Below are 14423 nucleotides of genomic sequence, written 5' to 3'. Positions count from 1 at the left end.
CACAAATGAAAACAGCCCCGAGCGTCTTTGCCCAGTTTAGCTCTGCTTTAAGTGGGCGCACACTATCATTTGTGCAAATTGCATTCTGCCTTCATTTGCTCCATATAAAGGATTATCGATCTTATTATAGGCTCTAAAGTAGGCTAGAAGAATGCGAAAGATAGATTCTGTAGACGATCTGGACCAATTCGATCGGCGTATTCTGGAAGTATTGAGCGAAGACGGACGCATTCCTGTCACGGAACTCTCGAAAAAGGTCGGTCTTTCCAAGACACCATGCCAGGCAAGGCTGAAACGACTGGTCGATGAAGGCTATATTGTCGGCTTTCGTGCGGCCATCGACCCTGAGAAACTCGGTCTCGATCATATCGCCTTCACGACGGTCAAGCTTTCCGACACACGCGAAGCCGCGCTTGAGGCGTTCAACACGGCCGTGCGCAAGATACGTGAAGTCGAAGAATGCCATATGATCGCAAGCTCTTTCGACTATCTTCTGAAGGTGCGAACGCCCAACATCCGGCGTTACCGCGAGGTGCTAGGCGAAAAGATATCGAGCCTGCCCAATGTCGCAAGCACATCGACATTTGTGGTGATGGAGTCGGTCAAGGACAACCGCCCGGTAAGGGTCTATCCGGGCGCATTGTAATTTTCAGTTATAGCGGCTCACCTGCCAGATAACGTTCGAGCGCTTTGACAGTCCCATCCTGCCAGATGCGCAGAAGTGCGGATGAAAAAGCCGCCACATAAGCTGGATTTGAAGCGAGCGAGCCGAAGATATCATCCATCGCAAGCCATGCCGCCGGATTGCTTTTTGCAAGAGCCGCCTGCTTTGTCAGGCGGTCCCATGACGGATCGTTCGGCTCAATAACCGTGCCGCTATCGGTCGTGCCATAGCAGTAACGGCACCAGAATGCGGAAACAAGCGCCAGTCCTGTCACAGACTTGCCTTCTGCCACACGATCAGAAGCAGTGGGCAGAATGAACTTCGGCTGACGGTTGGAGCCATCAAGGCAAAGGCGGCGGATCGTATCGCCGATGCTTGGATTGGCGAAGCGTTCGTCGATGAGGATGCGATAGTCTTCGAGATTGGTATCCGGTACGGGCGGCACCTCTGGAATGATCTCATCCTTGGTGAGCTTTTCCAGATAGCGCCGGATCAGCGGATGCTCCATCGCCTCATGCACGAAGTGAATGTCGAGCAGTCCACCCGGATAGGCAATGGCTGCATGACCGCCGTTCAGAATGCGGATTTTCATCAGTTCATAAGCGGCAACCTGATCGGTAAATGTGACACCTACTTTTTCCAATGCAGGACGCCCGGTGGGGAAATTGTCCTCCATCACCCACTGCTTGAAAACTTCGCAGAAAACCGGCCAGCCGTCTTCAACCCCGAAATCCTTCGCAGCGATTTCACGCTCGCGTGCACCGGTGGCCGGCGTGATGCGATCCACCATGGAATTTGGAAAAGCTACATTGGCAGAAATCCAGTCGGCAAAAGTCGCATCACTCAATTTGGCCAGTCCCGTCACGGCATCTTCCGTCACATGCCCGTTGCCCGGAATGTTATCGCACGACATGACGGTGAAAGGTTGAACACCCGCCGTCTTGCGCAGTTTCAGTGCCTGCACGATTAAGCCGAACACGGTCTTTGGCTGGTCCGGATGAGTGGCATCTGCCACAATATCAGGATGAGCAGGATCAAAGGTCTGGCTGGCCGGATCGATATAATAACCACCTTCGGTGATCGTCATGGAAACAATGCGAATAGAGGGCGATGTGAGATAGGCCATCAAAGCCTTTCGCCCTTCTTCGGTCGATATGGTTACATAATCGATCATGGAAGCGGTAACCCTTGCCTCCGCATAATCGGCTTCCTGTTCGACAACTGTGGTAAGCCAGTCTTGCGCCTTGAGCGTGTCCCGCATGGCATCATCACTGCCACGCACACCAGCGCCAACCAGCGCCCAGTCATGCCCCTCACCCATTCCGAACAGATCGTCCAGATAGACAGCCTGATGGGCACGATGAAAATTGCCAACACCGAAATGCACGATGCCCGGTTTCAACCCGGTTGGGTCGTAGCCGGGTTTGTGTACCTTGTCGAAGCTCTGGAGCGTTGCACGCGACAATTTGGTCATGACGATTTCCTTCAATTCAATCGGGTACGAACTGGACCTTCATCGTAGCAGGATCGCCACCGTGCTTGGTGAAGAACGGCAGCATTTCGCTGAGCGGTAACCGGTGCGAAACGAGGCGTGCCATTTCGCCCTTGTCCTGTTTGAGTATTTCCAGGGCCTGCGGAATGTTGCGGTTCAGCGAATGTGACCCTGCAATTCGAATCTGACGACGGAAAATTTCGAAAGGCGTGACTGAAATCCGTGCATCCGGTGCGCAAACGCCAAACACCAGAACCGTACCGCCGTCGGCCGTGAAGCTGACCATGCTTTCAACGACCTTGGCAATGCCGGTTGCATCGGCAACGAAATCGAAACTGCGCTTACGCTTATCCAGCATTTCCGAGCCCGACACGACTGGCTCAAGGCCGAGACTTTCGACAAAAGTCAGACGGTGTTCGTTGATGTCAGCCACGGCAACCTGTTGCACGCCTTGCGCCTTCAACGATAAGGCTAGCAACAAGCCAATCGGGCCTGCACCGAAGACGAGTGCATTTTCGGCACCTTGTGAACCGATTTTCAGTTCCGCTGCGCCAAGACCGTTGAGGACACAGGCAAGTGGTTCCGCGAGTGCTGCTAACTCAAAAGGCAGATCGCCAATGGAATGGAGATGGCTGGCATCGACAAGGCTCATGCCTGCAAAGCCCCCATTATGGGTTACCCCATAGGCCTTTAAGTCCGAGCACAGATTGGTGAGCCCCTTGAGGCAGGCACGGCAATGACCGCAGGGAATATTCGGATCGACCGCAATGCGGTCGCCCACCTTCACATTGGTCACGTCTTCCGCCACCGCGACCACAATGCCAGCATATTCATGCCCTGGTACCAGCGGAAATGCGCTGGACCCATAGCGGCCATGCAAAACATCTATGTCGGTGTGACACAAACCCGACGCCCTGACGTCGATCAAGGCGTGTCCCGACTGTAATACCGGCTCCGGCAGATCAGTCAGTCCGGCTTCGCCGTGGCCTGTAAAATAGATCGCTTTCATTGTATGTCCCGGCCCTGTCTCAAGCCATCCAATTACCACCGTCAACGCCGAAGGTCTGGGCGAGGATGTAGTCGCTATCTGATGATGCGAGGAAAACGGCCATGCCGGTAATATCTTCCGGCGTCGCGAACCGACCGATTGGAACGGACTTCGCTACCGCCGCTTTTTTCTCACCCGGCTTCAGGCCTTCCCATTTGGCAAAATTCGCATCCACCACGTCCCAATGTTCGCCGTCGACCACGCCCGGTGCAATCGCATTGACATTGATGCCATGCTTGACGAGCGCCAAAGCAGCCGACTGCGTGGCGGAAATGATAGCGGCCTTAGACGCGCAATAGAGGGTCACCAGCGCCTCGCCGCGGCGACCCGCCTGGCTCGCCATATTGATGATCTTGCCGCCGCGTCCGCGCTTGATCATTACGTTTGAAACCGCCTTCATCATGAAAAGCGGTCCCTTCAGGTTGATGTCGAGCACACGCTCATAACTGTCTTCGGTCAGTTCGTTGATAGGGGCCATATCGAAGATCGCGGCATTGTTGACCAGAATATCGATGCCGCCATATTCCGCGTCGATCTCTGCAACAACCTTGTCAATCTGACTGAGGTCGGTCACGTCAAGCTTTACCGCCTTGACCGATGAACCGATGCCGCGTGCGGCCTCCTCTGCCCGCTCAATATTAATATCGGCAATAATAACCCTCGCGCCCTCGCGCGCATAGGCTTCAGCGAAGCCAAGTCCGATACCGCGTGCAGCACCAGTGATGAGGGCCACCTTGTCTTTAAGTCGCATGGGGATACTCCGGGATATTGCAGCCTGCACTCACAGGTGCGTTTTCTTTTCCGTCAGCAATAATGGATGCCGTTCAAAGCGCTCCAAAGCCTTGCCATCGGGTGTAAACAAATGCGCGTCAGTCGGGTCAAAACCCAGTTTCGCCGTTTCGTGTGCACGTGCTGCGCTGCCACCGCCTGCTTCCGCAACAATCAGTCCGGTTGCGCTTTCATTTTGCACATAGAGATAGGTCTCACCACCAAGGCGCTCGACAACCATGATCTCACCTTCAAGGATACCATCGGCTGCCGGATGAAGATGCTCCGGACGAATGCCGAGAACCAGCGGCGCCCCAGCGCTTACGCCTTCGCTTTTGACAGGCGCTTTGACCGAACGTCCATTTGCAAGCTGAACTGTCACCCCGTCGGCATCGACGGCACTGGCTTTGACTTCGATGAAGTTCATGGTCGGTGAACCGATAAAACCAGCCACAAAACGATTGACCGGATGATGATAAAGCTCCAGTGGCGATCCTACCTGCTCCACCTTCCCGTCGCGGAGAACCACGATCTTGTGTGCGAGCGTCATCGCTTCCACCTGATCATGCGTGACATAGATCATCGTCGCATTGAGCCGGTCGTGCAGGCGCGCCAATTCAATACGCATCTGCACGCGGAGCGCGGCATCGAGATTGGACAGCGGCTCATCGAACAGGAAAATCTTCGGTTCGCGCACCATTGCGCGTCCAATGGCAACGCGCTGACGCTGACCGCCGGAAAGCTGTTTCGGCTTGCGGTCAAGCAATTGGTCAAGCTGCAGCGTTTTTGCAACCTCTTCCACCTTGCGGTCACGTTCCGCCTTGGCAACACCTGCAAGTTTCAGCGCAAAACCCATATTGTCGCGCACATTCATATGTGGATAGAGCGCATAGGTCTGGAAAACCATGGCAAGACCACGCTCATCCGGCGGCGTATCGTTGATACGCTCACCATCAATCGTGAGGTCTCCGCCGGTGATTTCCTCAAGCCCGGCAATCATGCGCAGAAGCGTCGACTTGCCCGAACCGGATGGCCCGACGAAAACCACGAATTCGCGGTCTGCAATGTCGAGATCGACACCTTTGATGACATCAATATTGCCAAAGGACTTGGTGGCGTTTTTCAGTGATAGTGTAGCCATTTCATTCCCTTTATTTCACTGCGCCGAAAGTGAGACCGCGCACCAGCTGGCGCTGCGTGACCCATCCGAAGACAAGTATTGGCGCGATGGCGAGCGTGGAAGCCGCCGAAAGTTTTGCCCAGAACAATCCTTCCGGTGACGAGAAGGACGCTATGAATGCGGTGAGCGGGCCGGCTTGCGAAGCCGTCAGATTCAGGCTCCAGAACGCTTCATTCCAACAAAGGATGATCGAAAGGAGCGCGGTGGACGCGATACCCGGAAGGCTTAACGGCAGAAGCAGATAGCGTATCTGCTGGCCGACTTTCGCACCGTCCATACGGCTTGCTTCGAGGATTTCTCCGGGCACTTCCTTGAAAAAGGAATAGAGCATCCAGACCACAATCGGCAGATTGGACAGGGTGAAGATGATGATGAGACCGGTGCGCGTATCAAGAAGCCCAGTATCGCGTGCCAAAAGATAGATCGGCACCAGCACGCCGACTGCAGGCAGCATCTTGGTGGACAGCATCCATAGAAGAAGGTCTTTAGTGCGTTTGCCAGGGAAGAACGCTGCCGCATAAGCCGCGGGCACCGCGATAATGAGCGAGAGAATAGTCGCGCCCAGACTTTCAACGATACTGTTCATGGCATAGCGGAAATAATTAGCACGCTGATTGACCGCTACAAAATTCTCCAGCGTTGGCTCGAAGAACAGCTTTGGTGGTGCCACCGCATCAATTTCCGTCTTGAATGCAGCAAGCAGCATCCAGAGGATCGGGAAGAACATCAGCAACGCCACGATCCAGCCAATGATTCCGGCAGAGACGGCAGCCTTGTTGATCTTGCGTTTTGCAGCCATCGGTCAGCCCTCCTAATTATCCAGATTTCGTGCGACAGTCCGGATCAGGAACGCGGCAACGATGTTGGCAAGGATGATGGCGATGACGCCGGCTGCGGAAGCGCCGCCGATATCCCATTGCAGGAGCGCTTTCAGATAAATGAAATAGGTCAGCGTCGTCGTGGCGATCCCCGGTCCACCCGAAGTGGTAACAAGAATTTCCGCAAACACCGAAAGAAGAAAGATCGTCTCGATCATGATGACGACCGAGATCGGGCGCAGCAAATGCGGCAGCACGATATAATAGAACATTACCGGGCCTTTGGCCCCGTCCAGGCGCGCGGCCTCCATCTGTTCCCTATCAAGAGACTGCATCGCCGTCATCAGGATCAGCGTCGCAAACGGCACCCATTGCCAGGACACAATTATGATGACGGAAGCCATCGGGAACTGCGAGAACCAGTCGATGACCGGCAATCCGAAACTGCGTGAAATGAAGGCGAACAGCCCGTTCACCGGATGCATCAGCAGGTTTTTCCAGATCAGCGCCGAAACGGTTGGCATAACGAAGAACGGCGCAATGACCAGAAGCCGCGCTATATTCTTGCCCCAGAAATCCTGATCGAAGATGACCGCAAACAGCACACCTAGGACGACCGATATCACGAGAACCGACACGACAAGGATCAGTGTCTTGGCGATTGCGGACCATAAGGTCGGATCATATAACAGGAAGGAATAGTTCGAGAAACCGGCAAAACCAGTAATAAATGGATTGATGAGATTGTAATACTGAAACGAGAACCACAAGGTCATCGCAAGTGGAACGATCATCCACAGCAAAAGCAGAATGACTGCTGGAGCGAGCAGAGGTCCAGTGCGGACACTGCGACGAGACTTTGCTGCAAAGCGTGATTTTGTGCCTGCGGCCAACGCATGGTTTGCTGGCATTCGGACTTATCCTCCCCTTCCCGTTTCGGATTCACCGTGGCGAACCTCTACGAAAATCAGGTCTGCCGCCTTCCTCCTACCGAAGGCGGCAGACCTTTATCTCACGGCTACTTGATGTAACCGGACTGCGTCATGATCTGTTCGACCTGACGCTGCGCACCGTCGAGCGCTGCATCAACGCTCTGCTGACCGGCAACAGCCGACGAAATCGCCTGTCCAACCAGCGTGCCGATGGCCTGGAATTCAGGAATGGCCACAAACTGGATGCCGGTATAAGGGACCGGGTCTTTGGTCGGCTTTGTCGGATCGGCAGATTCGATGGCTTTCAGCACCGTATCCGCGAAGGGAGCTGCCTTCTTGTATTCCTCATTGGCATAGGTGGACTGGCGTGTGCCCGGAGGAACAGCAACCCAGCCTTCGGACTTGCCGACGAGCTCGACATATTCCTTCGAGGTCGCCCATTTCAGGAACGACTTTGCGGCTTCCACCTTCTTGCTTGATGCCGGAATTGCGAGGTTCCAGGACCACGCCCATGAAGAACCGTTTGGCGTCACCTCGACCGGTGCCTTGGTAAAGGCAACCTTGTCGGCAACCTGGCTCTGCTTCGGATCATAGATGCGTCCGGCAGCCGAAGTGGCGTCGATCCACATGGCGCAATGGCCGGTCGAGAACAGGGCCTGATTTTCGTTGAAGCCGTTTGACGTAATTCCAGGAGGGCCCGCTTCCTTCATCAGATCGACGTAGAAGTTAATCGCCTTCTTCCATTCGTCCGAATTGATCTGGGGTTTCCAGTTTTCATCAAACCATCTGCCACCGAACGTATTGATCAATGTACCGAGGTAAGCCATGTTTTCGCCCCAGCCCGGCTTTCCGCGCAGACAGAGACCATATTGCTCTTTCGATTTGTCGGTGAGCTTGGTCGCGAAATCCTTGATTTCCGCATAGGTTGGCGCATCGGGCATCTTGAGGCCCGCCGCGTCAAACAAATCCTTGCGATAGAGCGTAAACGAGCTTTCGGCATAGAATGGCACGGCGTAAAGCTTGCCATCCACCGTCAGACCGGCGCGAACCGGCTTGATGAGATCGTCATAGCCGTAATCATCACCAAGATCATCCACCGACAGAAGCCAGCCAGCCTTACCCCAGATCGGCGTCTCGTAACCGCCAATGGTCAGGATATCGAACTGGCCGCTCTTGGTCGCGATATCGGTCGTGACGCGCTGACGCAGCACGTTTTCTTCAAGCACAACCCAGTTGATTTTATTGCCGGTGGCTTTTTCCCACTCCGGCGACAGCTTCTGCATGATGATCATGTCACCATTATTGACCGTCGCGATGGTGAGCTCTTCCGCCCACGCAGCCCCGGCCATAACTGCAATACTTGCAGCAGACGCAATAAGCCCTGCAACATAAGACTTGGTCCGCATTTCGTCTCCTCCTTTACGAATGCATAGCAAAATTCTTACATATGTAAAATTTATGGCGCGAGCTTCCGTAGCTTGTCAAGCACGGTTTTCAATTTTGCGTTGCGAGAAGAAACGACCGCTTTTGTGAACAGTTCCAAGGGCCGAAATCGCGGACATTTCCACCTGCCAAATTCACGAACCGATGTTTTAGCATATATGGATATTCACCGCATCATTCTCTGCGAACACATTTGCCTGCTTGACGTTTTGCCCCGCCTTTGACAGTTTGACGAGACTTCGCCTGGAGGAATACAACGGCGAGCGGAGCTGGAGGAACATCCTGAAATCGTTACAGAAGCGGCAACCGGGACCAGATTTTGTCCCGAGAAATCAGCACATTCCAGTTTATGCGGCGGCTTCGCAAAGAACAGCATCGTCGTGTGCACCTAGGCCGCGACAACTGACGAACAGGACTTAAAGACGTGCGAAAGACAATACGCACCATGGAGGATTTTTCGGAGTTTGTTGGGCTTTCCCGCCCGACAGTGTCGAAATATTTCAGTGATCCGTCGTCCGTCCGTCCCAAGACCCGCGAACTGATTGAAGCGGCGATCAAGCAATCCGGCTTTCGCCCCAATCTTTTCGCGGTGAATCTCAATCGACGTCGCACGACAATTCTGGGTATAATTATCCCCAACCAGCTCGATCATTTCTACATGGCGATGACGAAACGATTGCAATCGCTCGCAGAGCAACGCGGCTATCTTGCGATTGTCCTGTCATCCGATGGCAAGCCTGAGCTGGAAAAGCAGGCAATTGAAACCCTGCGTTCGCTCAATGTCGCAGGTGCCATCATCGCACCGCTTGGCGAAGAGTCGCAACATTCGACACTGGCACGTCTCGCGGAAGACGTTCCAATTGTCTATGTCGACTCTCCACTCGACAACACTTCACCCTTTGTCGGCACCGACAATCTCAAATCCTTCCATCTGATTGTTGATTATCTGTGCCGCTCGGGCAGCGAGCCTTGTTATTTTTCCATGCCGATGGTCAACAACAATGCAATCAAGCGGCAAGATGCGTATCGACAAGCCATGGAAAAGCTTGGTTATGAGCCGCGTATCATTGACCTTGAACAGAGCCGAAGCTGGGATTTCGAACGTTATGCCTTCGAGCAAACAGCGCGCATTTTGCGTGAAAAGGGACGCCTGCCGACAAGCACTGTTCTGTGCTCCAATGATCGCATCGCCTTTGGCGTAACGAGTGCACTCTGGCAGGCCGGTCTGAAGATTGGCAGGCTCAAGGATTGCGACGTTCGTGTCGCCGGCCACGACAATAATCCACTGTCAGAATACACGTGTCCGCCACTCACTACAGTGGCGCAGGATTACAATGAAATCGGACGGCTGGCGATTGAGCTCTTGTTTCGAACACTGGGCGAAACAACGGATGACCGACTGGAGCTTCCAGAAACGCAGCGCATTCTACTCAATGCCGAAATCAAATTGCGCATGAGCGCATGAAAATGGCGGGTTACCCCGCCATTTCAGTGTTCGCTTTTTAATTCAGGCCGAGCGTCCCGCGCAGGGTAGAGAGATCTTCGGCAAGCGTGGTCACAGGACCAGCAAGCGCCTTGCGATCATCATCCGACAGCTTGTCGTAGGATTCGTAGCCGTCACCCTTCTTGTACTTTGCAAGAATGTCGTCGACAGTCTTGAAGTTGGCTTCCACCTTCTTCACGAGGTCCGGATTTTCCTTTTCCAGCAAAGGCTTGAAGAGCTCGACGATCTTCTGAGCCCCATCGACATTAGCCTTGAAATCCCAAAGATCGGTGTGGCTGTAACGATCTTCCTCACCGGAAATCTTGGTTGCAGCCACTTCTTCAAGCAGGGCAGCAGCTCCGCCAACAACCTTTTCCGGCGGAACGGTGAGGTCTTTTACACGCTTCTGGAGTTCCAGAACATCTGCGTAGAGCTTGTCGGCAACCGGAGCGAGTCCTTCGGTTGAATTCTGCGCAAACAGGCCATACTCGATGCGATGGAACCCGATAAAGTCTTCCGACTTCTCGCCGTTTTCATGGTCATCGGCGCGGCTGTCGATCGAAGCGTCAAGATCGGCGAAAAGCTCGGCAATCGGCTCGATCTTTTCGTAGGAGACGCGCGATGAAGGATAAAGCTCCTTGGCCTTTTCCAAATCGCCTGCTTTGACCGCGTCAGTGAAAGCCTTGGTGTCCTTTACCAGAACGTCGAGGTTTTCCTGCACATAGACTTTGTAGTCAGCAATCGGCTGAACAAGGTCCAGCGGCGAAACTTCAGCCTTGGCTGCGCCGAAGCTGAGCGTGAGGGCAACGGCACATGCCGATGCGAGCAATGGCAGACGATACTTCATGTTTAGCCTCTCCAGATAAAGCGCATTGCGGGAAATGCGCGTCAAATCAAAAACTTGAGATGCAATCCTCACCCGCCAGCATTTTGCGGACCGCTTGCCTCCATAAGTGTGCGCGCGTAGTAGTCCTTATGATCCTGAACACCAGGCAGCGCGAAGAAATACCCGCCCCCAATCGGTTTCAGGTATTCTTCCAGCGGCTCGCCGTTGAGACGGTTCTGCACCGTGATGAAGCCCTTCTCCAGATCGGCCTGATAGGCGATGAAGAGCAGCCCCATATCAAGCTGGCCGGATTTGCTGACCCCGTTTGAATAGTTGAATGGTCGACGCAGAATGAGGTGCTGCTCGGCATTGGCATCCCGCGGATTTGCCAAACGGATATGCGAGTCGAGTGGCGTCACCTTGCCATCCGCATCCTTCGCATAATCGGGAACATCGGCTTCGGTTTTACCGTCGAATGGCGCGCCACTATTCTTGCGGCGTCCGAAAATGGTTTCCTGCTCCTGCAGCGGCGTGCGGTCCCAGCGTTCGACAAAATTGCGAATGATGCGCACAGCCATATAGCTGCCATTAGCGGCCCAGCCCGGCTCTTCATTTTGCTTCTGCACCCAAACGATGCGGTTCATCAATGCATCATCGGCGGAATCCGGATTGGCGGATCCATCGCGGAAACCGAGGAAGTTTCGTGCGCTTTCCTTCGCCCGGGGCGAATGCGGCGGTTGCACCGGAACCGTCCCTTCCTGCTTCCAGCGAACCATCAGAAGATCAGGCATGTTCTTCATGATGTCGCGCAGCGCATGAATGTTCGTGTCCGGCGTATTCGAACAGAACTGAATGACGAGGTCCCCGTGGCAGATGTCCTTCTGCAGGGCGTCGTTGGGGAAACCGGTCATGCGCTGCAGAAGTTTCGGCTTCAACGGCTTCAAACCGAAACGATCATCGAACAATGATGAACCGAGCGCCACCGTAACCGTGAGGTTATCCGGCGTGACGACAGGTCCAAGAATACCGGAATCCGATGGCGGAAACTTCGCATCAAGCTCCGGTGGTTCTCCACCCTTCATCAAAAATTCTGCCCGCTCAGTGAGCAGTTTGAACATGCGTTCCAGTTCGGCGCGGTCACGTGCCAACACATCAAAGGAAGCGACGAGACCCGCAGCAGGGCGCGGCGTGACGATACCGGGCTGGTGCTTCCCATAAAAAGGCTGACTTTCGTGAATCTTGTCGCTTTCCGGCGCATTGGTCACGCTTTCCGAAGAAAGAGCATGGGCTGTCTGCGGGGCAAGCACGCCTGCAACTGCTCCGGCAACCCCGGTTGCACCAGCCCCGAGGAGCAGTGCACGGCGACCGGCGGAAACAGGCTCTTCAGTGGTAATCTTATCGGTTTTGAAAAATTTTCTGGTCATCAATCTACCCCAAGCTGATCGCGGAGTTTCGTAAACTGTGCAGCGAGTTGAGCTGCACCTTCCTTAATTTTCGTCTTTTCATCAGACGACAGAGCATCATACGCCTTGTAGCCATTGCCTTCAGCACCCGTACCAAGCAGCTTCTTGATCGAAGCTGCGTCCTTGTCGATGCCTTCAAAGGCTTTCGGGTCAGCCTTTATAACAATGGGGCGCAGGACATCGGCAGTCTTGCCAGAGCCTTCAAGAAGGCCAGACAAAGCCTGCAGATCGGTGTGAGCGTACCGGTCTTCACCAGCATCCGACGCCGTCGATGCAAAACGGTTCAATGCAGAAGCAGTGCCCGCCATCATGCGATCCGGAGAAATCCGAAGCCCGCGAATGCGCTCTTTCAATGCAGTGGCATCCTGCTCAAGCTTGCCAGCAACAGGAGCCAGACCATCGACGGATTTCTGTTCGAACAAACCGTATTCGATACGGTGCAAACCACCGAACGCAGGGTCCTGCTCGCGCTTTTCAAAATAATCCGCACGAGCATTGATAGCCGTATCGAGATCGGAGAACGCTTCCGACACGGGAGCAATGCGCGCATAGGCTTCTCGCGCCGGACCGTAGGCGGTTTGCGCAGCCTCAAGATTACCGCTGGCTATTGCCGTGGAAAGTGCCGAAACCGATTTCTGGAATTCGGCAACCTCTGTGGTCAGATAAATCTGATATTCAGCCAGTGCACCAATGAAAGCTGTAAGCGGAAGCTTGCCCTTTTCCGCTTCACTGGCAGCGGTCGCAGTCACGATCAGCTTGCCGCGCGGATTGGAAAGGAGCCCGCAGGTAATCTGGTATTCGCCAGGCGTCAGCTTGGCGGTGATGGTCTGCTTGAAGCCAGGAGCGATATTTTCGCGCTCCTCAAGAACCATTACTCCGTCGAGAATTTCCCACTCAACCGTACGGTCGGACTTATTGACAATTTCGAATACCGAGCGCCCGGCCGGAACGGTCAGTTCGTTCGGCTCGCAGCTTTTACCGTTGATCGCGACCTGTATTGTGTCACCGGCTTCTGCATGGCGGGCTTTGTCCGACACACGAGATGCATAATAAAACGCAGCGCCAGCGGCGAGCAGCAACAGCACGGCGAAAGCCAGTCCGATGCGGACCAGATTGCGCGACATGGGTTCAGCAGGTTTCGGATTCGTCATTGAAATCTCTTTTACTGTGCGCTTGTTTTGGCCTGGCTTGCCGTTGCTGGTGCATTTGCAGGCATCAGAAACAGAATGAGCGCTGGAACGAGGAAGGCTACATAGGCAACAACTTCACTGACGGTCGGTGTCGCGATGTAACCGAAAATGCCAGCAAGAACTGAACCAAGCGTGCTGTCGAGCGGGAGAATATCGCTCATATCGAAAACGACCGTCTGGAAATGGTTCCAGATGCCAGCTTCGTGCAGCGCCATGACCGAATTGGCGAGAATGCCTGCCGCGATGATCAAAATAAAAACGCCGGTCCAGCGGAAGAAACGGCGAAGGTTCAGCTTCAAGCCGCCTTTAAAGATGCCGTAGCCAACTGCCGCAGCTAGCAACACGCCAAGAAGCGCGCCAAGCGGTGCTGCCGCCCCTTCGCTCTGCTGGAAAGCCGCCAACAGAAAGAACACCGATTCAAGCCCCTCGCGTGCGACAGCAAAGAACACCATCAGAATGAGGCCGAAACCTTTATGTGTCGGTGTCTGAAAAGCTGCATCGATGGAATGATGCAGTTCCGACTTGATAGAACGAGCCGCCTTGCGCATCCAGAACACCATCGAGGTCAACACAAAAACGGCAATCAGACCAATAATGGCTTCAAACAGTTCCTGCGCCTTCTGTGGGAATTCTGCACTCAGAAGCTGCAGAATAGCGCCGACGGCCAACGACATGGCCAATGCCAGCAATATGCCGATCCAGACCACTGGCATCCAGGCACTGCGGCCAGTCTGATGGAGATAACTGGCAATAATGCCAACGATCAGCGCTGCTTCCACGCCTTCGCGGAACATGATTAGAAAAGGTACGAGCATTCCAACTATCCAAAAGACAGAGAAATCGGCCTGTCCCTCGGTCGCTTCTCTTCAAACCCGGCATGAAGCCTTCGCCATTTGGTCATCTTTTTATATCCGCACGGCCAGCGCTGCAAGCTAAATGAAGTTGACCAACGTAGGAATGTTTTAGAATTATTCTAATTATTTCAGGAGCTTATGAGTCCGTTTGTTAGCGAGGAATGATAGTCTGCCAAGTTCAGAGATGATTGCATAAGTCATTGAAAATGCACTGAAGCCATGGCCCAAGCACTTTTAGACAGCAGTTCATTGCGAACTGAAA

13 protein-coding genes are annotated in these 14423 nt (G+C 54.1%); 2 read left to right on the top strand and 11 right to left on the bottom strand.

Going from position 1 to position 14423, the window contains the following annotated elements; all coding sequences use genetic code 11:
* Positions 1-151: 151 nt before the first annotated feature.
* Positions 152-646, top strand: a complete 495-nt coding sequence (locus CES86_RS24550; RefSeq protein WP_010659033.1) for an Lrp/AsnC family transcriptional regulator — start codon at positions 152-154, stop codon at positions 644-646.
* 7 nt (positions 647-653) lie between these two features.
* On the opposite strand, the gene CES86_RS24545 is transcribed toward CES86_RS24550, so the two are convergent.
* The 7 genes from CES86_RS24545 to CES86_RS24515 form a co-directional block, all read right to left on the bottom strand.
* Entirely contained in the window at positions 654-2138 is a 1485-nt protein-coding gene (locus CES86_RS24545) for a mannitol dehydrogenase family protein (protein ID WP_012093204.1), read from the bottom strand.
* 16 nt (positions 2139-2154) lie between these two features.
* A complete protein-coding gene (locus tag CES86_RS24540) occupies positions 2155-3165 on the bottom strand; it encodes a zinc-dependent alcohol dehydrogenase family protein (RefSeq protein ID WP_094515651.1) in 1011 nt (336 codons plus the stop codon).
* A 19-nt stretch (positions 3166-3184) separates the two neighbouring features.
* A complete protein-coding gene (locus CES86_RS24535) occupies positions 3185-3955 on the bottom strand; it encodes an L-iditol 2-dehydrogenase (RefSeq protein WP_012093206.1) in 771 nt (256 codons plus the stop codon).
* A gap of 30 nt (positions 3956-3985) precedes the next feature.
* Positions 3986-5113, bottom strand: a complete 1128-nt coding sequence (locus CES86_RS24530) for an ABC transporter ATP-binding protein (RefSeq protein ID WP_029927081.1) — start codon at positions 5111-5113, stop codon at positions 3986-3988.
* Between the two features lie 10 nt (positions 5114-5123).
* Entirely contained in the window at positions 5124-5951 is an 828-nt protein-coding gene (locus CES86_RS24525; RefSeq protein ID WP_094515650.1) for a carbohydrate ABC transporter permease, read from the bottom strand.
* A gap of 12 nt (positions 5952-5963) precedes the next feature.
* Positions 5964-6881, bottom strand: coding sequence for a carbohydrate ABC transporter permease (locus CES86_RS24520; RefSeq protein ID WP_094515649.1), 918 nt, complete (start codon positions 6879-6881; stop codon positions 5964-5966).
* Between the two features lie 107 nt (positions 6882-6988).
* A complete protein-coding gene (locus CES86_RS24515) occupies positions 6989-8308 on the bottom strand; it encodes an ABC transporter substrate-binding protein (RefSeq protein ID WP_036587439.1) in 1320 nt (439 codons plus the stop codon).
* A 482-nt stretch (positions 8309-8790) separates the two neighbouring features.
* On the opposite strand from CES86_RS24515, the gene CES86_RS24510 reads away from it, so the two are divergent.
* Positions 8791-9810 (top strand): LacI family DNA-binding transcriptional regulator, encoded by a 1020-nt coding sequence (locus tag CES86_RS24510; protein WP_029927075.1) that lies wholly within the window; start codon positions 8791-8793, stop codon positions 9808-9810.
* A gap of 37 nt (positions 9811-9847) precedes the next feature.
* Here the strand turns inward: CES86_RS24510 and efeO (CES86_RS24505) are convergent, their stop codons facing one another.
* From efeO (CES86_RS24505) to efeU, 4 genes are all read right to left on the bottom strand, one after another.
* Positions 9848-10675 carry an iron uptake system protein EfeO gene (gene efeO / locus CES86_RS24505; protein WP_010659042.1) on the bottom strand — a complete coding sequence of 276 codons (828 nt, stop codon included), beginning with the start codon at positions 10673-10675 and terminating at the stop codon, positions 9848-9850.
* A gap of 68 nt (positions 10676-10743) precedes the next feature.
* Positions 10744-12078 (bottom strand): iron uptake transporter deferrochelatase/peroxidase subunit, encoded by a 1335-nt coding sequence (efeB, locus tag CES86_RS24500; RefSeq protein ID WP_094515648.1) that lies wholly within the window; start codon positions 12076-12078, stop codon positions 10744-10746.
* Positions 12078-13268: an iron uptake system protein EfeO gene (efeO, locus tag CES86_RS24495; protein ID WP_094515647.1), complete on the bottom strand. Its 1191-nt coding sequence runs from the start codon at positions 13266-13268 to the stop codon at positions 12078-12080. The genes efeB and efeO (CES86_RS24495) overlap by 1 nt, the downstream gene beginning before the upstream one ends.
* A gap of 11 nt (positions 13269-13279) precedes the next feature.
* A complete protein-coding gene (gene efeU, locus CES86_RS24490) occupies positions 13280-14122 on the bottom strand; it encodes an iron uptake transporter permease EfeU (RefSeq protein WP_010659045.1) in 843 nt (280 codons plus the stop codon).
* Positions 14123-14423 lie beyond the last annotated feature (301 nt).

The sequence above is a fragment of the Brucella lupini genome, from assembly GCF_002252535.1.
In the GTDB taxonomy this organism is placed as follows: domain Bacteria; phylum Pseudomonadota; class Alphaproteobacteria; order Rhizobiales; family Rhizobiaceae; genus Brucella; species Brucella anthropi.
Note: the sequence above shows the minus strand (reverse complement) of the source record. Positions and strands in the feature narration are given on the sequence as shown.

Coding starts and splice junctions, on each gene's coding strand:
- CES86_RS24550 (WP_010659033.1), top strand. CDS start 152: ATGCGAAAGATAGATTCTGTAGACGATCTGGACCAATTCGATCGGCGT.
- CES86_RS24545 (WP_012093204.1), bottom strand. CDS start 2,138: ATGACCAAATTGTCGCGTGCAACGCTCCAGAGCTTCGACAAGGTACAC.
- CES86_RS24540 (WP_094515651.1), bottom strand. CDS start 3,165: ATGAAAGCGATCTATTTTACAGGCCACGGCGAAGCCGGACTGACTGAT.
- CES86_RS24535 (WP_012093206.1), bottom strand. CDS start 3,955: ATGCGACTTAAAGACAAGGTGGCCCTCATCACTGGTGCTGCACGCGGT.
- CES86_RS24530 (WP_029927081.1), bottom strand. CDS start 5,113: ATGGCTACACTATCACTGAAAAACGCCACCAAGTCCTTTGGCAATATT.
- CES86_RS24525 (WP_094515650.1), bottom strand. CDS start 5,951: ATGGCTGCAAAACGCAAGATCAACAAGGCTGCCGTCTCTGCCGGAATC.
- CES86_RS24520 (WP_094515649.1), bottom strand. CDS start 6,881: ATGCCAGCAAACCATGCGTTGGCCGCAGGCACAAAATCACGCTTTGCA.
- CES86_RS24515 (WP_036587439.1), bottom strand. CDS start 8,308: ATGCGGACCAAGTCTTATGTTGCAGGGCTTATTGCGTCTGCTGCAAGT.
- CES86_RS24510 (WP_029927075.1), top strand. CDS start 8,791: ATGGAGGATTTTTCGGAGTTTGTTGGGCTTTCCCGCCCGACAGTGTCG.
- efeO (WP_010659042.1), bottom strand. CDS start 10,675: ATGAAGTATCGTCTGCCATTGCTCGCATCGGCATGTGCCGTTGCCCTC.
- efeB (WP_094515648.1), bottom strand. CDS start 12,078: ATGACCAGAAAATTTTTCAAAACCGATAAGATTACCACTGAAGAGCCT.
- efeO (WP_094515647.1), bottom strand. CDS start 13,268: ATGACGAATCCGAAACCTGCTGAACCCATGTCGCGCAATCTGGTCCGC.
- efeU (WP_010659045.1), bottom strand. CDS start 14,122: ATGCTCGTACCTTTTCTAATCATGTTCCGCGAAGGCGTGGAAGCAGCG.